General features: G+C 59.2%; 20 protein-coding genes. 14 read left to right on the plus strand and 6 right to left on the minus strand.

Annotation, left to right across the window (positions count from 1 at the left end; genetic code table 11):
- Positions 1-51: 51 nt before the first annotated feature.
- Positions 52-840 carry a molybdenum-dependent transcriptional regulator gene (gene modE / locus KGP24_RS07010; RefSeq protein ID WP_223562804.1) on the minus strand — a complete coding sequence of 263 codons (789 nt, stop codon included), beginning with the start codon at positions 838-840 and terminating at the stop codon, positions 52-54.
- A 127-nt stretch (positions 841-967) separates the two neighbouring features.
- Here modE and KGP24_RS07015 point away from each other — a divergent pair, with 127 nt between their 5' ends.
- From KGP24_RS07015 to modC, 4 genes are all read left to right on the plus strand, one after another.
- Positions 968-1117 carry an AcrZ family multidrug efflux pump-associated protein gene (locus KGP24_RS07015; protein ID WP_014883059.1) on the plus strand — a complete coding sequence of 50 codons (150 nt, stop codon included), beginning with the start codon at positions 968-970 and terminating at the stop codon, positions 1115-1117.
- Positions 1118-1295: 178 nt separating this feature from the next.
- Positions 1296-2069: a molybdate ABC transporter substrate-binding protein gene (gene modA / locus KGP24_RS07020; RefSeq protein ID WP_223562805.1), complete on the plus strand. Its 774-nt coding sequence runs from the start codon at positions 1296-1298 to the stop codon at positions 2067-2069.
- Complete coding sequence (gene modB, locus KGP24_RS07025) at positions 2069-2758, plus strand: molybdate ABC transporter permease subunit (RefSeq protein WP_223562806.1); 690 nt, start codon at positions 2069-2071, stop codon at positions 2756-2758. Before modA ends, modB begins: the two co-directional genes overlap by 1 nt.
- Positions 2759-2760: 2 nt before the next feature.
- Positions 2761-3819 (plus strand): molybdenum ABC transporter ATP-binding protein ModC, encoded by a 1059-nt coding sequence (modC, locus tag KGP24_RS07030; protein WP_223562807.1) that lies wholly within the window; start codon positions 2761-2763, stop codon positions 3817-3819.
- Here modC and KGP24_RS07035 read toward each other — a convergent pair whose 3' ends face one another.
- Entirely contained in the window at positions 3820-4638 is an 819-nt protein-coding gene (locus KGP24_RS07035) for a pyridoxal phosphatase (RefSeq protein ID WP_223562808.1), read from the minus strand.
- A gap of 140 nt (positions 4639-4778) precedes the next feature.
- On the opposite strand from KGP24_RS07035, the gene pgl reads away from it, so the two are divergent.
- Complete coding sequence (gene pgl / locus KGP24_RS07040) at positions 4779-5774, plus strand: 6-phosphogluconolactonase (protein ID WP_033144969.1); 996 nt, start codon at positions 4779-4781, stop codon at positions 5772-5774.
- A 78-nt stretch (positions 5775-5852) separates the two neighbouring features.
- Here the strand turns inward: pgl and KGP24_RS07045 are convergent, their stop codons facing one another.
- The gene (locus KGP24_RS07045; protein WP_223562809.1) at positions 5853-7136 is read right to left on the minus strand and encodes a putative acyl-CoA thioester hydrolase; all 1284 of its coding nucleotides are present in this window, start codon (positions 7134-7136) and stop codon (positions 5853-5855) included.
- A gap of 225 nt (positions 7137-7361) precedes the next feature.
- Here KGP24_RS07045 and hutI point away from each other — a divergent pair, with 225 nt between their 5' ends.
- From hutI to hutH, 5 genes are all read left to right on the plus strand, one after another.
- A complete protein-coding gene (gene hutI / locus KGP24_RS07050; RefSeq protein ID WP_223562810.1) occupies positions 7362-8585 on the plus strand; it encodes an imidazolonepropionase in 1224 nt (407 codons plus the stop codon).
- A complete protein-coding gene (hutG, locus tag KGP24_RS07055) occupies positions 8582-9520 on the plus strand; it encodes a formimidoylglutamase (RefSeq protein WP_223562811.1) in 939 nt (312 codons plus the stop codon). Before hutI ends, hutG begins: the two co-directional genes overlap by 4 nt.
- 19 nt (positions 9521-9539) lie before the next feature.
- Positions 9540-10274 carry a histidine utilization repressor gene (locus KGP24_RS07060; protein ID WP_223562812.1) on the plus strand — a complete coding sequence of 245 codons (735 nt, stop codon included), beginning with the start codon at positions 9540-9542 and terminating at the stop codon, positions 10272-10274.
- A 127-nt stretch (positions 10275-10401) separates the two neighbouring features.
- The gene (hutU, locus tag KGP24_RS07065; RefSeq protein ID WP_223562813.1) at positions 10402-12087 is read left to right on the plus strand and encodes a urocanate hydratase; all 1686 of its coding nucleotides are present in this window, start codon (positions 10402-10404) and stop codon (positions 12085-12087) included.
- Complete coding sequence (gene hutH, locus KGP24_RS07070; RefSeq protein WP_223562814.1) at positions 12087-13607, plus strand: histidine ammonia-lyase; 1521 nt, start codon at positions 12087-12089, stop codon at positions 13605-13607. The genes hutU and hutH overlap by 1 nt, the downstream gene beginning before the upstream one ends.
- Before the next feature lie 67 nt (positions 13608-13674).
- On the opposite strand, the gene KGP24_RS07075 is transcribed toward hutH, so the two are convergent.
- On the minus strand, positions 13675-14151 hold the full coding sequence (locus KGP24_RS07075; RefSeq protein ID WP_008501131.1) for a kinase inhibitor: 477 nt from the start codon (positions 14149-14151) through the stop codon (positions 13675-13677).
- 48 nt (positions 14152-14199) lie between these two features.
- Positions 14200-15507 (minus strand): adenosylmethionine--8-amino-7-oxononanoate transaminase, encoded by a 1308-nt coding sequence (gene bioA / locus KGP24_RS07080; protein ID WP_223562815.1) that lies wholly within the window; start codon positions 15505-15507, stop codon positions 14200-14202.
- A 68-nt stretch (positions 15508-15575) separates the two neighbouring features.
- On the opposite strand from bioA, the gene bioB reads away from it, so the two are divergent.
- From bioB to bioD, 4 genes are read left to right on the plus strand one after another with little or no spacing between them, the layout of a single operon-like run.
- Entirely contained in the window at positions 15576-16616 is a 1041-nt protein-coding gene (gene bioB, locus KGP24_RS07085) for a biotin synthase BioB (RefSeq protein WP_223562816.1), read from the plus strand.
- Positions 16613-17770 carry an 8-amino-7-oxononanoate synthase gene (gene bioF, locus KGP24_RS07090; protein WP_223562817.1) on the plus strand — a complete coding sequence of 386 codons (1158 nt, stop codon included), beginning with the start codon at positions 16613-16615 and terminating at the stop codon, positions 17768-17770. Before bioB ends, bioF begins: the two co-directional genes overlap by 4 nt.
- Positions 17754-18509, plus strand: a complete 756-nt coding sequence (bioC, locus tag KGP24_RS07095) for a malonyl-ACP O-methyltransferase BioC (RefSeq protein ID WP_223562818.1) — start codon at positions 17754-17756, stop codon at positions 18507-18509. The genes bioF and bioC overlap by 17 nt, the downstream gene beginning before the upstream one ends.
- Positions 18502-19203, plus strand: coding sequence for a dethiobiotin synthase (bioD, locus tag KGP24_RS07100; protein WP_223562819.1), 702 nt, complete (start codon positions 18502-18504; stop codon positions 19201-19203). Before bioC ends, bioD begins: the two co-directional genes overlap by 8 nt.
- Here the strand turns inward: bioD and KGP24_RS07105 are convergent.
- Positions 19166-19888 carry an ATP-binding cassette domain-containing protein gene (locus KGP24_RS07105; RefSeq protein ID WP_223562820.1) on the minus strand — a complete coding sequence of 241 codons (723 nt, stop codon included), beginning with the start codon at positions 19886-19888 and terminating at the stop codon, positions 19166-19168. The two genes, bioD and KGP24_RS07105, sit on opposite strands and share 38 nt — an antisense overlap.
- Positions 19889-20332: the final 444 nt, after the last annotated feature.

The following is a 20332-nucleotide window of genomic DNA, read 5'->3' on the forward strand; positions in this document are numbered from 1 at the left end:
TGCAGCAACAGATATCAGGGATACGCACTGTCGGCTCGATTGTCAATGCGCTCAGCACAATGTGGCGATAATCACCCGGTCTGCGTTGAACCAGGCGGTAACGACAGAACCTTCTTCTAAACCGTCCGCTTCGCTAAGCGGTATTGTCGCGCAAAGCGGTTGCCCGTCTGCGAGAGTCATCAGTACTTCGCACTGCGCTTCACCGCGTTCGATATGGCTAATTGCGCCCTGTAGCTGGTTATCGGCTGCCTTTGCGGCGTCGGGATCGCGCGTGATATTAACCCACGGTGCTTTCAGCAGCACCAGCACCTCTTTACCTTCATCCAGCTCAAGGCGCTCTGCGCTCTGCTCCGTTATGGCGGCCTTCAGACGGGTGGTGCCATCGGCAAGCAGGATCTCAATATGCTGCTGTACCTGGAGATTATCCCGCGCCGTCACCGTACCAAACCACTGGTTGCGGGCGCTGGTTTGTAACGAGAAGCGGGAAATGGCGGCCAGCAAACTGTCCAGCGGAACGTTATCGTCATCGCTCAATACATCGAACGCTTTTTGCTGGATCTGGGCCAGCAGATCGTAAAGATGAATAAGGCGCTGGCCATAGCGCGTCACGATCGCACCGCCGCCGCCTTTGCCGCCTGTGGCTCTGTCCACCAGCGGTTGTTCGCTCAGGGTGTTCATTTCGTTGATGGCGTCCCAGGCACTTTTGTAGCTGATGCCCGCGTTTTTCGCACCCTGGCTAATCGAGCCAGTTTGTTCTATTTGTTTAAGCAGGGCGATACGTCGCGGATCGGCGAAAAGCTTTTGCTGAAGTCGTAGAGTGAGAAGAATTTCGGCCTGCATAACGGTGTCCTGGCAAAAAGAGTATTGTGACCCAAATGGTGCAGGGCGCAAAGGGCACCGCACAAAAGGGGATGTTTTTCTCACTTGAAAGGGTAGAATGAGCTATTCACAATATCTGGAGAAAACCATGTTAGAGTTGTTGAAAAGTCTGGTATTCGCCGTGATCATGGTACCAGTAGTGATGGCCATCATCCTCGGTGCCATCTACGGCCTGGGTGAAGTGTTCAACCTCTTTTCGAACATTGGTCATAAAGACCAGGCTAAAAAGCAGCATTGATTCCCCACAAAACGCCCGGCTAGTCCGGGCGTTTTGCTCTCAAGATTTTCCCGTGTACGCCGATATCATTCAATGCATCACCCCGGTTTACCCCTTGAGCGGTACGATTAAACGCTGGGATCTCCCTGACGTTACCGTTATATTAATATGTATATAACGCTACTCACAGGAGTTACAAATGGCACGTACATGGGTACGCCTTTTCGCAGGGGCAACGCTGACGCTTTCACTTACCGGCCACGCGCTGGCGGACGAGGGTAAAATCACGGTCTTTGCGGCGGCGTCGTTGACCAATGCAATGCAGGATATCGCGGCGGCGTATAAAAAAGAGAAAAACGTCGAGGTTGTCTCCTCTTTTGCCTCTTCCTCGACGCTGGCGCGTCAGATAGAAGCGGGCGCACCGGCGGATCTGTTTATTTCGGCTGATCAGAAGTGGATGGATTACGCGGTGGAGAAGAAATCGATTGATGCGGCAACCCGCGAAACGCTGCTGGGCAATAGCCTGGTTGTTGTGGCGCCAAAAGCCAGCGCGCAGGCGGACTTCACCATCAACAAAGAGACCCAATGGACCCGCCTGCTGAACGGTGGCCGCCTGGCGGTGGGCGATCCGGAGCACGTTCCGGCCGGGATTTATGCCAAAGAAGCGCTGCAAAAGCTGGGCGCATGGGAGGCATTGGCACCGAAGCTGGCCCCGGCGGAAGACGTGCGCGGCGCGCTGGCGCTGGTGGAACGCAACGAAGCCCCGCTGGGCATTGTGTATGGCTCTGATGCCGTTGCCAGTAAAGGGGTAAAAGTGGTCGCAACGTTCCCGGAAGACTCACACAAGAAAGTGGAATATCCTGTTGCGATTGTTGATGGACATAAAAATGCGACCGTGACGGCCTTCCGCGATTATCTGAAGGGGCCGGAGGCGTCCGCTATCTTTAAACGTTACGGATTTACGACTTACTGATGATATTGACCGATCCTGAATGGCAGGCTGTTCTGCTGAGCCTAAAAGTCTCTTCCCTGGCGGTTACGCTGAGTTTGCCCTTTGGGATCTTCTTTGCCTGGCTACTGGTTCGCTGTCAGTTTCCCGGCAAAACGCTGCTCGACAGCGTGCTTCATCTTCCGCTCGTTTTGCCGCCCGTGGTGGTCGGTTACCTGCTGCTGATTTCGATGGGGCGACGCGGTTTTATCGGCGAGAAGCTCTACGACTGGTTTGGGCTGACGTTCGCGTTTAGCTGGCGCGGTGCGGTACTGGCGGCCGCGGTGATGTCTTTCCCGCTGATGGTGAGGGCGATCCGCCTCGCGCTGGAAGGCGTGGACATGAAGCTTGAACAGGCGGCCCGCACGCTGGGGGCCGGGCGCTGGCGCGTTTTTTTCACCATCACGCTCCCGCTTACGCTGCCGGGCATTATTGTCGGGACGGTACTGGCCTTCGCCCGCTCGCTGGGCGAGTTTGGCGCGACCATCACGTTTGTGTCGAACATCCCCGGCGAGACGCGAACCATCCCGTCGGCGATGTATACTCTGATTCAAACGCCGGGCGGAGAAGGCGCGGCGGCGCGGCTGTGCATTATCTCAATCGTTTTAGCCCTTGTATCGCTAATGGTGTCTGAATGGCTGGCGCGGCTCAGCCGCGAGCGGATGGGGAAATAAGCATGCTTGAACTCCATTTCACCCAGACGCTGGGTAACCATACTCTGACGCTTAACGAGACGCTGCCGGCAAGCGGAATCACCGCCATCTTCGGCGTCTCTGGTGCGGGAAAAACGTCGCTGATTAATGCCATCAGCGGCCTGACCCGCCCGCAGTCAGGCCGTATTGTCCTGAATGACCGCGTCCTGAATGACGTGGAGAACAGAATTTACCTCTCGCCGGAAAAACGCCGCATCGGCTATGTTTTCCAGGACGCGCGCTTGTTCCCGCACTACAGCGTGCGCGGCAACCTGCGTTACGGCATGGCGAAAAGCATGGCCGGGCAGTTTGATAAGCTGGTAACGCTTTTAGGCATTGAGCCTCTGCTCGACAGGCTGCCATCCTCGCTCTCCGGCGGAGAAAAACAGCGCGTGGCCATTGGCCGCGCGCTGCTGACCGCCCCCGAACTGCTGCTGCTCGACGAACCGTTGGCCTCGCTGGATATTCCGCGTAAACGCGAACTTCTGCCCTATCTACAGCGCCTGACGCGCGAAATTAATATTCCGATGCTATACGTCAGCCATTCGCTGGATGAGATCCTCCATCTGGCCGACAGGGTGCTGGTGCTGGAAGAGGGCAGCGTGAAGGCCTTCGGCAACCTGGAAGAGGTATGGGGCAGCAGCGTAATGCACCCGTGGTTACCCAGGGAACAGCAGAGCAGCATCCTGAAAGTGAGCGTTCTCGAACATCACCCGCACTACGCGATGACCGCCCTGGCGCTGGGCGACCAGCATCTGTGGGTCAATAAGATCGACAAACCGCTACAGTCCGCGCTGCGAATTCGCATCCAGGCGTCGGACGTCTCGCTGGTGCTGCAGCCGCCGCTGCAAACCAGTATTCGAAATATTCTACGCGCCAAAGTCGCGGAGTGTTTTGATGATAACGGGCAGGTGGAAGTGAAGCTTGAAGTCGGCAGCAGGACGCTCTGGGCGCGCATTAGCCCGTGGGCGAGGGATGAGTTAGGGATCAAACCCGGCCTGTGGCTTTACGCGCAAATTAAGAGCGTCTCAATCACCGCCTGATTACAGCAGGTGGGTATAAATGTACTGCGCGATGCTGTCGGTGGTGTTGTCGCCAATCACCACGCTGGCGCGGGCTTTGACCGCGTCGTCGGCATTGCCCATCGCCACGCCGGTACCGGCGGCTTCCAGCATGCTGATGTCGTTGTAGTTGTCGCCGAAGGCGATTACGTCACGCATCGACCCGCCCTGCGATTCAACATACTGCGTCAGGCGCTTGCCTTTGCTGTTGCCTTTGCGGGCAATATCCACCTGGTCATGCCAGGACCATTCGCACTCCAGACCCAGCGTTTGTTCCACGTGTTTTGCGAAGGTATTCAGTTTGGTGGTGTCTTCATCCGTCAGGGCGAATTTCCAGATAGCCTCAACGTCCTGGGCTGCCTGACGCAGGGAGGAAACCTGGGTAAAGACCGGACGCTGCGCTTCAGGCAGGGATAACGCCCAGTTGCTGGTGCGCACCACGTGGCCGGTAGGGCGCTCGTACAGCATCGCGTTATCCACGTACATCAGGCCGTGAACGGCGTGCTCATCCAGCAGATCGATCAGCTGCAGCGCCTGGGGAACCGGCAGCGGGTCGGATTCTAAAACCTTTTTTGCCTGATAATCATACAAATAAGTGCCATTACAACAAATTGCAGGTGTATCTAACGCCAGTGCCTGATAAAAAGGGTGAATGGCAACGTGATGTCGACCCGTTACGATAAGGAGTTGATATCCCACTTCCTGCGCGCGTTTTAGCGCCTCAAGGGAGGAGGGGAGAAGGGTTTTTTGCGGCGTCAGTAAGGTACCGTCTAAATCCAGAGCAATCACACGCGAGGTCATCTGTTTTCCCGGGTTAATATTGAATTTACGTTTTGATGGGATGGTACACCGAGAGGCTAACGCTTCAAAACTCCTGTCGACAATTCAGCATTCACCGTCAAAAGTTAACTACTTTCATGCGCAGTGAGGAGTGAATATTCATGAAACAAACCGTTTATACCGCCAGTCCTGAAAGCCAGCAGATCCACGTCTGGCGCTTAAATACCGAAGGGACACTCACGCTGGTTCAGGTTGTTGATGTGCCAGGCCAGGTGCAGCCGATGGTCATCAGCCCGGATAAACGTTTCTTGTACGTGGGTGTGCGCCCGGAGTTCCGCGTGCTGGCCTATCGCATTTCTCCGGATGATGGCGCGCTGACGTACACTGCCGAAGCACCATTGCCGGGCAGCCCAACCCATATCTCGACCGATCGTAAAGGCAACTTTGTCTTCAGCGGCTCTTATAACGCGGGCTGCGTCAGCGTAACGCGTCTGGAAGATGGCATTCCGGTCGAAACCGTGGATGTGGTGGAAGGGCTGGAAGGCTGCCACTCGGCAAATATCTCTCCGGATAACCGCACGCTGTGGGTGCCTGCGCTGAAGCAGGATCGTATCTGCCTGTTCACCCTGAGCGACGATGGTCATCTGGTGGCGCAGAATCCTGCCGAAGTGACTACCGTTGAAGGCGCCGGTCCGCGTCATATGGTCTTCCATCCGAACCAGCAGTACGCCTACGTGGTCAATGAGCTGAACAGCTCGGTGGACGTATGGGAGCTGAAAGATCCTAACGGTCAGATTGAGTGCGTGCAGACGCTGGACATGATGCCGTCTGACTTCTCCGATACCCGCTGGGCGGCGGATATCCACATTACGCCAAATGGCCGCCATTTGTACGCCTGTGACCGTACTTCCAGCCTGATTACCGTGTTTAGCATCTCTGAAGACGGCAGCGTGCTGGCGATTGAAGGGTTCCAGCCAACGGAAACCCAGCCGCGCGGCTTTAATATCGATCACAGCGGTAAATACCTGATTGCGGCGGGGCAGAAATCCCACCACATCGCGCTGTACGAAATTAAAGGCGAGCAGGGGCTGCTGGAAGAGAAAGGACGTTATGCCGTAGGCCAGGGGCCAATGTGGGTCGTGGTAAACGCTCACTAAGCGGCTAAAAACAAAAAACCTCGCGAATGCGAGGTTTTTTTTATGCCCGGTAAACGCAGCGCCACCGGGCAAAACAGCTTACTGCTTCGGCTCAGCAACCACTTTGCTCCCCAGACCGCGGTTGTTGTATTCCCACATGCGGTTGAAGTTAGCGTCGTTCAGGTTGCGCTGCACGTTCCCTTTATCATCCACCGCACCGGTATTGCCGGAGAACGGACGTTTGGAGATCGCGGCATCAGCCCACGGCTTCGCCATGTTGAAGCCTTCGTTGATCGCGCTGTCGCGGATCACGACCTGACCGTTGGTTGCAGAGTCGACGTCCAGGGAACGTCCCAGCTGCGCCACGCCGTCACCGGCAGCATTAAAGCGGCTGTTCACGGCCAGGAAGCCGTAGAAGAGGTTAGACTGGGTTGCCGGAGCAAACACGTAACCTTCCTGCTGAGTGCGTGAGTTCACCACGCGGAAATCGGTATTATCAAACACCACCGCGCCGCGACCGGACACCAGATCCACGTCACCTTCAACGTAGCTGTTGGTCACCAGAGTACGGGTCAGACGGTTATTCTGCAGGGTGTTCTGCACGCCGCTGTTGGTCACGAAGAAGGTGTTCTGACGGCCCAGAATGTTGACGTTATTAACCTGCACCTTATCGCCATCGCTGCGCAGCGCAACGGCCTGGTGGTTACCGGCATCAACGCTGTCGCCCAGGGTATTCTGAATGGTCAGGTTCTGCAGCTGCAGACCGTTATTCTGAGACCAGAATACCGCGGAGCACATCACGCCAATGGTGGCGGAACGCTTGCTCTGGCAGTTATCAAACATGTACCACGCCGGTTTACCCGGCATATATTTACCGGCCGGGTTCACCAGGTGGCGCCAGGTGTTGCTGTCAATTTCGGAATCAATCGCCAGGCCAATTTTTACGTCGATCGCTTTTTCGCCCAGACCGTAAAGCGTAATGCTGCCTGGTGCCGCAGGAACATACACGGTGCCTTCATATTCACCAGGCAGGATCGCGATGTACTGGCGAGACGCGCTGTGTTTGGTGATGGCAGCATCAACCGCAGCCTGAATAGAGGTATGCGTTACGCCCTGCGCACCCGCCGGGCCAACCACGAAGTCAGGCTGTTTAGGCAGGTTAATAGAAGACGGTGTCCACGGCGCAGCGTTAGGATCCATCGCTGAGAAGTAGTGCGCACGATCGAAGTTCTTCGCTTCATCAGCGGACAAAATCGGGCGGGAGGCGGTACCAGGCGCAACCTGCTCAGAAGGGCGCTGATCCGGTGGAGTTGAACTGCATGCGGATAAGGTCACGCCAAAGGCGAGTGCTAACGCCAGACGGGAAATCCTGGAAATGTTCAAGGTAGAGCTCCTGGGTATGCAAGTCTTAACGGGATAGACGAAATAGCCTGCTTTTTTATACTAAGTTGAGCGAAACGGGAAGATAAAAAGGGTAAAAGTTGCATTTTTAGCCCCGGAGCAGCAGGTAAGTGATCACAAATAAATAACATTTTCCTTCAGGGCGGTTGACAGTAGACGGCGGATGCAAATAAATGTCTATACAACCCATGACAAGTGGAATGCCCCATGCAGCAGATTCATCCCGACGATGTAATATGGCGAAATGCGCGACTGGCTACGATGGCGCCGGACGTACCTGCGCCTTATGGACTGAAAGAGCAACACGCCCTGGTCGTGCGCGGCCACACAATCCTGGCCGCGATCCCTGAATCTGAAATTCCTTCCGGACACCGACACTGTGTCGATCTTCAGGGACGTCTGGTCACGCCTGGCCTGATTGACTGCCATACCCATCTGGTATTTGGCGGCGACCGCGCGGCGGAGTGGGAGCAGCGTCTGAACGGCGTCTCTTATCAAACCATCAGCGCCCAGGGGGGCGGGATTAACGCAACCGTGGCGGCGACGCGCAGCAGCTCACCCGAAACCTTGCTGAGACTGGCGCAGCAGCGGCTCCAGCGTCTCATGAATGAAGGCGTGACGACCGTTGAAATCAAATCGGGATACGGGCTAAACGCCGAGGCCGAAGATAAGATGCTGCAGGTTGCCCGCCAGCTGGGCCTCAATAATCCGATCGATATCAGCCCAACGCTGCTGGCGGCCCATGCGGTTCCGCCGGAATACCGGCAGGATCCGGATGCCTACCTCACGCTGGTCTGTGAGCAGATTCTGCCCACGCTGTGGCAAAAAGAGTTATATGAGGCAGTCGACGTGTTTTGTGAAAACGTCGGCTTTACCCCGTCGCAAACCGAGCGCCTTTTCCAGGCTGCCGCCGCGCTCGGTATCCCGGTGAAAGGGCATGTCGAACAGCTGTCGAATCAGGGCGGCGCGGCGCTGGTCAGCCAGTATAAGGGTCTTTCCGCCGATCATATTGAATATCTCGACGACGCAGGCGTTCAGGCGATGGCGGAAAGCGGTACGGTTGCGGTATTGCTCCCCGGCGCGTTCTATTTTCTTCAGGAGCGCCAGCGTCCGCCGGTTGAACAGCTCAGAAAACGGGGGGTTCCGATGGCCGTCGCCACCGACTATAACCCCGGCACCAGCCCGTTCGCGAGCCTGCACCTGGCGATGAACATGGCCTGCGTCCAGTTTGGACTGACCCCTGAAGAAGCCTGGGCTGGCGTAACGCGCCATGCCGCGCAGGCGCTGGGCCGTGGAGCAACCCACGGGCAGCTGCGGGCCGGGTTTGTCGCCGATTTTATCGTCTGGGATGCCCGCCATCCGGTAGAGATGGTCTACGAGCCGGGACGCAATCCGCTGTATCAACGTATTTTCCGTGGGGAGGCAGTATGAGGTTATGGCGGCCCGTCGCCGAAACGGTCTGGCAGGGGCGCGACGACAGCGCCGAGGCCAGCAGTGCAAAGCGCATTTTCCAGACGATACAGCAGCAGGGGCAGTTCACGCCGCTTGCATCCGGCATCGCGCTGATAGGCTTTGAATGTGATGAAGGGGTTAAACGCAATCAGGGCAGGCCCGGCGCCGTGCAGGCACCGGATATGCTGCGAAAAGCGCTGGCAAATATGGCAAGCCATCAGGGACACGATCGGCTGGCGGATATGGGCTCGGTGTACGTTGAAGGCGACGAGCTGGAAGCGGCACAGCAGGCGTTAAGCGATGCCGTCACGGCCTGTCAGCGGTCCGGGATGCGTACGCTGGTCTTTGGCGGCGGGCACGAAACCGCCTGGGCGCACGGTCGGGGCATTCTGGATGCATTCCCGAACGAGCGCGTGGCGGCGATCAATCTTGATGCGCATCTTGACCTGCGCAAGGCCGACCGGGCGACATCCGGCACCCCGTTTCGCCAGCTGGCGCGCTACTGCGATGATCGCGGACGGGAATTTCAGTACGCCTGTTTTGGCGTCAGCCGGGCGGCGAACACGCAGGCATTGTGGGATGAGGCCGAACGCCTGAACGTCGCGCTGGTGGAAGATCTCCATTTCAGGCGCGATTCGCTCTCCGCGCTGGAAAAGGTGCTGGCGCAGGCCGATCGTATCTATCTGACGATCGATCTGGACGTCCTGCCCGCCAGCGAAATGCCTGCCGTGTCCGCACCGGCGGCGTTAGGCATACCGGCGCTGGATCTTTTGCCGGTTATCGAACAAATCTGCCGTAGCGGTAAGCTACAGGCCGCCGATCTGGTAGAGTTTAACCCGCAGTACGATCGGGACGGACAGGGCGCTAAGCTCGCCGCCCGGCTGGCCTGGCAAATTGCTCACTGGTGGGCATAACACTATTCAAGGAGTCACGATGTTTTCACGCTCACCTCTGCCGCAACCGAGCCCTCCCGCGCCTTTCTACGAAAAGGTGAAGCAGGCGATCAGCGAAAAAATCGCCACCGGCGTCTGGCGGCCGCACGATCGCATTCCCTCGGAGGCCGAGCTGGTGGCGCAGTTTGGTTTTAGCCGGATGACCGTCAACCGGGCGCTGCGCGAGCTGACCGACGAGGGGCTTCTGGTGCGTCTTCAGGGCGTGGGAACATTTGTGGCGGAACCGAAAGGGCAGTCGGCCCTGTTTGAAATCCGCAGCATTGCGGACGAGATAGCCGCGCGTAATCATCAGCACCGCTGTGAGGTGCTGGTGCTCGAAGAGACCCAGGCCAGCGCCGAGCAGGCGGTAGAGCTGAATGTCAAAGAAGGCAGCCGCATCTTCCACTCCGTGATGGTGCATTATGAGAACGACATTCCGGTGCAGATTGAAGATCGCTGCGTTAACGCTGAGCGGATACCGGACTATCTGAACCAGGATTACACCCAGACCACGCCGCATGCCTATCTCTCGCTCGTCGCACCGCTCACGGAAGGGGAGCACATTGTGGAGGCCGTGCGCGCCACGCCGCAGGAGTGCGAACGGCTGCGCATTAAAGAGCACGATCCGTGCCTGCTGATCCGCCGTCGAACCTGGTCCTCGTCGCACATTGTGTCGCATGCCCGGCTGCTGTTCCCGGGTAACCGCTACCGGCTGCAGGGCCACTTCATGTCATAAGTTTTATAAGCGTGATCGCTAACGCAATATAACAAAATTGTATCTTTTTTGTTAAATCCGACCTTGTGTGTGCTTGTCTATACAAGTATATCTAAATGCATCATCTGTCCCCTATGAGGAGCACACAATGTCGTCAGGTAAATACCGCCAGCAGGACGTCCGCGCCGCGCGCGGCACCACGCTTACCGCCAAAAGCTGGCTCACCGAAGCCCCGCTGCGCATGTTGATGAACAACCTCGATCCTGAGGTGGCGGAGAACCCCCACGAGCTGGTGGTCTACGGCGGCATAGGCCGCGCCGCGCGCAACTGGGAATGCTATGACGCAATTGTAAAATCCCTGACCGAACTCGAACACGACGAAACCCTGCTGGTGCAGTCCGGCAAGCCGGTTGGCGTATTTAAAACGCACAAAAACGCGCCGCGCGTGCTGATTGCCAACTCTAATCTCGTGCCGCACTGGGCTACGTGGGAACACTTCAACGAACTGGACGCGAAAGGGCTGGCGATGTATGGCCAGATGACTGCGGGGAGCTGGATCTACATCGGTAGCCAGGGGATTGTCCAGGGCACCTACGAGACCTTCGTGGAAGCCGGTCGTCAGCACTATAACGGCTCGCTGAAAGGCCGCTGGGTGCTGACCGCGGGTCTCGGCGGCATGGGCGGCGCGCAGCCGCTGGCCGCCACGCTTGCCGGCGCATGTTCTCTAAACATTGAGTGCCAGCAGAGCCGCATTGATTTCCGCCTGCGCACCCGCTACGTCGACGAACAGGCTGAGAATCTCGATGACGCGCTGGCGCGCATCAAAAAATACACCTCCGAGGGCAAAGCGGTGTCGATTGCCCTGTGCGGCAACGCGGCGGACATTCTTCCTGAACTTGTCGCCCGCGGCGTGCGCCCGGATCTGGTCACCGACCAGACCAGCGCCCATGATCCGCTGCACGGTTACCTGCCAAAAGGCTGGACGTGGGAAGAATATCAGCAAAAAGCGGAAACCGACCCGGAAGGCACGGTGCTTGCCGCGAAGCGCGCCATGGCGGAACACGTCTCCGCGATGCTGGCCTTCAGCGAGATGGGCATTCCGACCTTTGACTACGGCAACAACATCCGCCAGATGGCGAAAGAGATGGGCGTGAATAACGCGTTCGACTTCCCGGGCTTCGTTCCGGCCTATATCCGCCCGCTGTTCTGCCGCGGCATCGGCCCGTTCCGCTGGGTTGCCCTGTCCGGCGATCCGGAGGATATCTACAAAACCGACGCCAAAGTGAAGGAGATAGTCACCGATGACGAACACCTGCATCGCTGGCTGGACATGGCCCGCGAGCGCATTAACTTCCAGGGCCTGCCGGCGCGTATCTGCTGGGTAGGGCTGGAGTGGCGTCAAAAACTCGGTCTCGCCTTCAACGAAATGGTGCGCAGCGGTGAAGTCTCCGCGCCGATCGTCATCGGCCGCGACCACCTTGACTCCGGCTCCGTCGCCAGCCCGAACCGCGAAACCGAAGCCATGCGCGACGGCTCGGATGCGGTTTCCGACTGGCCGTTGCTGAACGCCCTGCTGAATACCGCAAGCGGCGCGACCTGGGTGTCGCTGCACCACGGCGGCGGCGTAGGGATGGGCTTCTCCCAGCATTCCGGGATGGTCATCGTCTGCGACGGAACCGATGAAGCCGCCGCGCGTATCGCTCGCGTGCTCCACAACGACCCGGCAACCGGCGTGATGCGCCACGCGGATGCGGGTTACGAAATTGCCATTGACTGTGCCAAAGAGCAGGGCCTTAACCTGCCGATGATCCCTGCCACACAAGGAAAGCATTAATGAACGCATTAACACTTACTCCCGGCTCGCTGACGCTCAGGCAGCTGCGTAACGTCTGGCGTAACCCGGTCACCCTTTCTCTTGATGAAAGTGCCCACGCCGCCATTAACGACAGCGTTGCCTGCGTCGAAGCCATCGTTGCCGAAGGGCGCACGGCTTACGGGATTAATACCGGCTTTGGCCTGCTGGCGCAGACCCGCATCGCGACACACGATCTGGAAAACTTGCAGCGTTCGCTGGTGCTGTCACATGCGGCGGGCGTCGGCCAGCCGCTTGACGATGAAATTGTCCGTCTGATGATGGTGCTCAAAATCAACAGCCTGGCGCGCGGTTTCTCCGGCATTCGCCTGAGCGTGATTCAGGCGCTGATGGCGCTGGTTAATGCGGAAGTCTATCCGTGGATCCCGGCGAAAGGCTCCGTCGGAGCATCCGGCGATCTTGCGCCGCTGGCGCACATGTCGCTGCTGCTGCTGGGCGAGGGCAAAGCGCGCTGGCAGGGCGAGTGGCTTCCTGCGAAAGAGGCGCTGAAAAAAGCCGGGCTGAACCCGATCACCCTGGCGGCGAAAGAGGGGCTGGCGCTGCTGAACGGCACGCAGGCGTCGACCGCTTTCGCGCTGCGCGGCCTGTTTGAAGCGGAAGATCTGTTTGCCTCGGCGGTGGTGTGCGGTGCGCTGACCACCGAAGCCGTGCTGGGCTCGCGTCGCCCGTTCGATGCCCGCATCCACGAGGTGCGCGGTCAGCGCGGGCAAATTGATGCCGCCGCGATGTACCGTCACGTGCTTACCGACACCAGCGAAATTGCCGATTCACACCATAACTGCGAGAAGGTTCAGGATCCGTATTCCCTGCGCTGCCAGCCGCAGGTGATGGGCGCGTGCCTGACGCAGCTGCGACAGGCTGCAGAGGTGCTGCTGGTGGAGGCCAACGCGGTGTCCGATAACCCGCTGGTGTTCGCCCAGGAAAACGAGGTGGTTTCCGGGGGCAACTTCCACGCCGAGCCGGTGGCAATGGCGGCGGATAATATCGCCCTGGCGATTGCCGAAGTCGGCGCGTTGTCCGAGCGCCGCATCGCGCTGATGATGGATAAACATATGTCCCAGCTGCCGCCGTTCCTGGTGCGTAACGGCGGGGTCAACTCGGGCTTTATGATTGCCCAGGTGACCGCGGCGGCGCTGGCGAGCGAGAACAAAGCCCTGTCGCACCCGCACAGCGTGGACAGCCTGCCAACGTCAGCGAATCAGGAAGATCACGTTTCGATGGCACCGGCTGCCGGGCGTCGTCTGTGGGAAATGGCGTCCAACACCCGCGGCGTGCTGGCGGTGGAATGGCTGGCGGCAAGTCAGGGTGTCGATCTGCGTGAAGGGCTAAAATCCAGCCCGCTGCTGGAGCAGGCGCGTCATGTGCTGCGCGAGCACGTATCGCACTACGACGATGACCGCTTCTTTGCGCCGGATATTGATAAGGCGATGCAGCTTCTGGAGGAAGGACGGCTGGTGGGATTGTTGCCTTCGGTGCTGTGATATTTTGCCCTCACCCTAACCCTCTCCCTGTGGGAAAGGGCCGAGGTGAGGGCATCAGCCCGCACTATTACGAATACATCGCCGTAATCGACGCGCTGCCAAGCGAATGGAAATGCACGTTAAACCCTACCATCGCGCCGCTCGCCCCTTCATCGACCTCAATCTTCTCCACATCCAGCGCGTGCACCGTGAAGATATAGCGGTGGGTTTCCCCTTTTGGCGGCGCAGCGCCGCCGTAGCCCGCTTTACCAAAATCGGTGCGCGTCTGAATGGCACCTTCAGGCAGGGCAACCAGGTCTGAACCGGAACCCTGCGGCAGGACGCGCGTGTCGGCAGGCAGGTTCGCCACAATCCAGTGCCACCAGCCGGAGCCGGTCGGCGCATCCGGGTCGTAGCAGGTCACGACAAAGCTTTTTGTTCCGGCCGGAACCTCGTCCCACGCCAGGTGCGGGGAGATATTGTCTCCCTGATACCCCATGCCGTTGAATACGTGGCGTTCCGGCAGTTTTTCACCGTCGCGCAGATCTTTACTGATGATTTTCATACGGTTTACCCTCGTTGATCGCTCGTTCAGCAAGTGTAATGCATAGGGTTACATCGTGAAATGCGCGGGAATGTTAACGGCTGTTACAACCGCGCCGGTTAATTTACGCAGCTGCTCCTGCGTGATGCTGTACGGCGGCATCAGGTAGATAAGCTTGCCGAAAGGCCGCACCCAGACGCCCTGCTCAACGAAGAAGCGCTGCAGCGCCGCCATATTCACCGGATGGGTGGTTTCAATCACCCCGATGGCGCCCAGCACGCGCACGTCCGCCACGAAATTCGCACCCGAGGCGGCGCTCAGCTCGTCTTTCAGCTGCGCCTCAATCGCCGCCACCTGCGTTTGCCATTCGCCGCTCTCCAGAATGGCCAGGCTTTCGCTTGCGACGGCGCAGGCGAGAGGATTACCCATAAACGTCGGGCCGTGCATAAAGCAGCCCGCCTCGCCGTCGCTGATGGTGTCGGCCACCTGGCGGGTCGTGAGCGTGGCGGAGAGCGTCATGGTGCCGCCTGTCAGCGCTTTACCCAGACACAGAATATCCGGGGCAATACCCGCATGCTCGCAGGCAAACAGCTTGCCGGTGCGGCCAAAGCCGGTGGCGATCTCATCGGCAATCAGCAGAATGCCCTCGCGGTCGCACATCCTGCGAATACGCCTCAGCCATTCCGGGTGGTACATCCGCATTCCGCCTGCACCCTGCACAATCGGCTCCAGGATCACGGCGGCGATTTCATGGCGATGCGCCGCCATCAGCTGGGCGAAACCGACCATGTCCATCTCGCTCCACTCGCCGTCGAAGCGGCTCTGCGGGGCAGGGGCGAACAGGTTTTCCGGCAGATAGCCTTTCCACAGGCTGTGCATCGAGTTGTCCGGATCGCACACCGACATCGCCCCGAAGGTATCCCCGTGATAGCCGTTGCGGAAGGTGAGGAACCGCTGGCGCGTTTCGCCTTTGGCGTGCCAGTACTGCAGCGCCATTTTCATCGCCACTTCCACCGCCACGGAGCCGGAATCGGCCAGGAACACGCACTCCAGCGATTCAGGCGTCATCGCCACCAGGCGACGGCATAAGTCCACCGCGGGCTGATGGGTGATTCCGCCAAACATCACGTGCGACATCTGGTCAATCTGCGCCTTCATCGCCGCGTTCAGGCGCGGGTTGTTGTACCCGTGAATGGCCGCCCACCAGGAAGACATTCCGTCAACGAGCCGTTCGCCGCTGGCGAGGTGCAGCTCGCAGCCGTGGGCCGAGGCCACCGGATAGACGGGAAGGGGGCGGGTGGTGGAGGTGTAAGGGTGCCAGATATGCTGCTTGTCGAAGGCGAGATCGTCCTGGGTCATAATCGACTTGTAAACCATTTTGAAAAGTTTTAGGTTTACGAGTATAAACCGAACCGAAAATTAACAAAACCCTTTGGAGAAGCCCCATGGCTCACCACGCACGCTGGACGATGTCGCAAGTCACTGAATTATTCAACAAACCTTTCCTTGAGCTGATGTTCGAAGCCCAACAGGTGCATCGTCAGCACTTCGATCCCCGCCATGTTCAGGTCAGCACGCTGCTGTCGATCAAGACCGGTGCCTGCCCCGAAGACTGCAAATATTGCCCGCAGAGCGCGCGCTACAAAACCGGTCTGGAGTCAGAGCGCCTGATGGAAGTGGAGCAGGTGCTCGACTCGGCGCGCAAGGCGAAAAACGCCGGCTCGACCCGCTTCTGCATGGGCGCGGCGTGGAAAAACCCGCACGATCGCGACATGCCGTATCTGGAGCAGATGGTGAAGGGCGTGAAGGAGATGGGCCTCGAAGCCTGTATGACCCTCGGCACGCTGAACGACGAGCAGGCTCAGCGCCTCTCCGCCGCAGGGCTGGACTACTACAACCACAACCTCGACACCTCGCCGGAGTTTTACGGCAACATCATCACCACGCGTACCTATCAGGAGCGTCTGGACACGCTGGATAAAGTGCGTGACGCGGGGATCAAGGTCTGCTCGGGCGGTATTGTCGGCTTAGGCGAGACGGTTAAAGACCGCGCGGGCCTGCTGCTGCAGCTGGCGAACCTGCCGACCCCGCCGGAAAGCGTGCCGATCAACATGCTGGTGAAGGTTAAAGGCACGCCGCTGGCGAATAACGACGACGTGGATGCGTTTGATTTTATCCGCACCATCGCGGTGGCGCGCATCATGATGCCGACCTCTTTCGTGCGCCTCTCTGCGGGCCGTGAACAGATGAACGAGCAGACCCAGGCGATGTGCTTCATGGCTGGAGCCAACTCCATCTTCTACGGCTGCAAGCTGCTGACTACGCCGAACCCGGAAGAGGACAAAGACGTTCAGCTGTTCCGCAAGCTGGGGCTTAACCCGCATCAGACCGAGGTGCTGACGGGCGATAACGAGCAACAGCAGCAGCTGGAGCAGCAGATTTTCAACGCCGACACCGACCAGTTCTACAACGCGGCAGCAGTATGACCTGGCAGGCACGAATTAATACCGCGCTGGACGAACGCCGGGCGGCAGAGGCGTTTCGCGTTCGCAGGGTGGTGGAAAACGGCGCGGGCCGTTTTCTTACCCGCGACGGGCGGCAGTTTTGTAATTTCTCCAGCAACGACTATCTCGGGCTGAGCCAGCATCCGGCCATCATCCGCGCCTGGCAGCAGGGTGCTGAGCGGTTTGGCGTGGGCAGCGGTGGCTCGGGACACGTCAGCGGCTACACCACGGCGCATCAGGCGCTGGAAGAGGCGCTTGCCGACTGGCTCGGCTACCCGCGCGCGCTGCTCTTTATCTCCGGCTTTGCTGCGAATCAGGCGGTGATTACCGCCCTGATGGAAAAAGAGGATCGCATAGTCGCTGACCGCCTGAGCCACGCCTCGCTGCTGGAGGCGGCAAATTTAAGCCCGGCGCAGCTGCGCCGTTTTGCCCATAACGATGCGGGGCAGCTTGCTGCGCTGCTGGATAAACCCTGCGACGGACAACAGCTGGCGGTCACCGAAGGCGTGTTCAGCATGGACGGCGACAGCGCGCCGCTTGCCGCGCTGCACGAGGCCGCAAAGCGGCAAAACGCCTGGCTGCTGGTGGACGATGCCCACGGGATTGGCGTAATGGGCGACGAAGGTCGCGGCAGCGCGCATCAGCAAAACGTGAAGCCGGAGCTGCTGATTGTCACCTTCGGCAAGGGCTTTGGCGTCAGCGGCGCCGCCGTGCTGTGCAGTGAGTCCGTCGCCGACTATCTGCTGCAGTTTGCCCGACACCTGATTTACAGCACCAGCATGCCCCCGGCGCAGGCCGTGGCGCTATCTGCGTCGCTGGCGGTGACCCGCAGCGCAGAAGGGGATGAGCGTCGTCAGCGGCTGGCAGAGCATATCTCCCGCTTCCGTCAGGGGCTAGCGGCGCTGCCTTTCCACAGCCCCGATTCGCAGAGCGCTATCCAGCCGGTGATTGTCGGCGAAAACGGCCGCGCGCTGGCGCTGGCACAGGCGCTGCGCGAGCGCGGCATGTGGGTCACCGCCATCCGCCCGCCAACCGTTCCACCGGGTACCGCGCGGCTGCGTTTAACCCTGACGGCGGCGCATGAAGCACGGGATATCCAGACGCTGCTGGAGGCGCTCCATGCTGCCGGTGAATAAACAGGCCGTTGCGGCGGCATTTGGTCGGGCCGCGCAGAGCTATTCGCAGCACGACGACCTGCAGCGTCAGAGCGCGCAGGGGCTTCTGGCCGCGCTTGGCGAAAACCGTTTTCCGCAGGTGCTGGACGCGGGCTGTGGTCCCGGCAGCAACAGTCGCTACTGGCGCGGGGCGGGAAGTCAGGTCACGGCTATCGACCTCTCAGACCAGATGCTCGACGAGGCGCGTCAGAGGCAGGCCGCGGACCATTATCTGCTGGCCGATATCGAGGCTATCCCGCTGGCGGATGCGCAGTTCGATCTGGTCTGGAGTCATCTGGCGGTCCAGTGGTGCAGCAGCCTGCCGCAGGCCTTGCGCGAGCTTTATCGCGTGGCGCGACCGGGCGGGAAGGTGGCCTTTACCACCCTGCTGGAAAGTTCGCTGCCGGAGCTGAATCAGGCGTGGAAAGCGGTGGATGAGCAACCGCACGCTAACCGCTTTTTATCGCATGACCAGGTGACGCAGGCGCTGGCAGGCTGGCGCTATCGCAGCACGGTGCAGACCATCACCCTCAATTTTAGCGATGCGCTCAGCGCCATGCGCTCGCTGAAGGGCATAGGCGCCACGCACCTGCATGCCGGACGGGAGAAAAAACCGCTCACCCGGGGCCAGCTGCAGCGCCTTGAGCTGGCCTGGCCGCAGCAGCGGGGTCATTTCCCGCTCTCCTATCAACTTTTTCATGGGATTATCGAACGTGACTGAACGTTATTTTGTCACCGGAACGGATACAGAAGTGGGCAAAACGGTTGCCAGCTCGGCGCTGCTGCAGGCGGCACGACGGCTCGGGAAAAACACCGCCGGGTATAAGCCCGTGGCGTCCGGCAGCGAGATGACGGCTGAAGGGTTACGCAACACCGACGCGCTGGCGCTCCAGCGTAACAGCACCCTTGAGCTCGCCTATTCAGCGGTCAATCCGTACACCTTTGCCGAGCCGACCTCGCCGCACATTATCAGCGCTGACGAAGGTCGTCCGATTGATTTCACCGTGCTGTCAGCCGGGTTACGGACGCTGGAAAGCCAGGCCGACTGGGTGCTGGTGGAGGGTGCAGGCGGCTGGTTTACGCCGCTTTCGGACGCGCAGACGTTTGCTGACTGGGTGCAGGCCGAGCAGCTTCCGGTCATTCTGGTCGTCGGCGTCAAGCTGGGCTGCATCAATCACGCCATGTTGACCGCGCAGGCCGTACAGCAGGCCGGGCTGACGCTGGCGGGCTGGATAGCCAACGACGTGGTTGCGCCGGGTAAACGACACCTGGAGTATCTGGCGACGCTCAGGCGCGTCCTTCCCGCCCCGTGCCTCGGAGAAATTCCCTGGCTTGCTGACGGCGCGGAAAATGCCGACACCGGGCGTTATCTCGATCTCAGCGTCTTGCTTCCCGAGACATCCAGTGCGCGATAAGCTCGTCATCCAGTTCGTTAACGTGGCCCTGCGCCACGTTACGCCCGCGATAGAGCATACAGAAACGGTCCGCCACCCGGCGGATAAACGACAGCTGCTGCTCCGCTAACAGCACCGTCATGCCTAACTCCCGGTTTAAGCGCGCCAGCAGCTGCCCCAGCCTCTGGGCGAAGCTGTGTCCTGCGCCGTGCAGGGGCTCATCGAGGATCAGCAGGTGCGGACGGTTCACCAGCGCATTAGCCAGCGCCAGCTGGTACTGGTCGTCCGGAGAGAGCGTGTTCGCGCGGGTCTGTCGCAATGCGTAGAGCGCCGGAAACAGGTCGTAAACCTCACTTTTCGCTTCCGGGTTGGGTTTCCCCATCGCCCGCATGGCGATATGCAGATTCTCCTCAATCGTTAGCTGGGAGAAGATCCGCCTGTCCTGCGGGACATAGCCTATCCCCGGTCCTGAACGCTGTTCTGGCGGCAGGTTAAGCAAGTCCCGCGGCGGCGCGCCCGCCTCATGCCAGATGATGCTGCCGCTTTCAACGGGCACTCTCCCGGCGATGCAATTCATGAGGGTGGTTTTCCCCATTCCCGGGAGGCCAACGACGCCTGTACACATCCCTTGCGGAAAATCCAAATTCACGTTCCATAGCGTATGTTGGCTTCCGTAAAACTGATTCACAGCACGCAGACTCAACATCTTTCTCTCCTTAAAAATGTGTGTAGGTGAGGCTCGGGTTTGAATGTGCAAAACCCCTGCCAGAAACCAGAAAGTGTTCAAAAAAACGACTTTTTTAGGAATAAGTCACCGGAGAGGGGCTGAGAAAAAAGGGGATTGCACATCGACGGTGCTGTCGGTGCCGAGTTGTGGTGCAGTACCCGAAATGATGAAAATGTGAGCAATATCTCATCGCTTGGTTATGAATGACACAACTGTTAATCATCAAAAAATAGCTATAAAAATTTTTTGCTGCCGTCTCGTGGGAAAATCCGGGAATTTGCCGAGCGCCACTCTGCACGGGCTGGAAGCAGTTATCCACTATTCCTGTGGATAACCATGTGCATTAGAGTTAGAAAACACGCGATAAGCGAGAGAAGACGCGGCTTACGCCCAAATTGACGCGAAACGCGGCTTTAGAAAATA

The organism is Enterobacter sp. JBIWA008 (assembly GCF_019968765.1).
Classification (GTDB): domain Bacteria; phylum Pseudomonadota; class Gammaproteobacteria; order Enterobacterales; family Enterobacteriaceae; genus Enterobacter.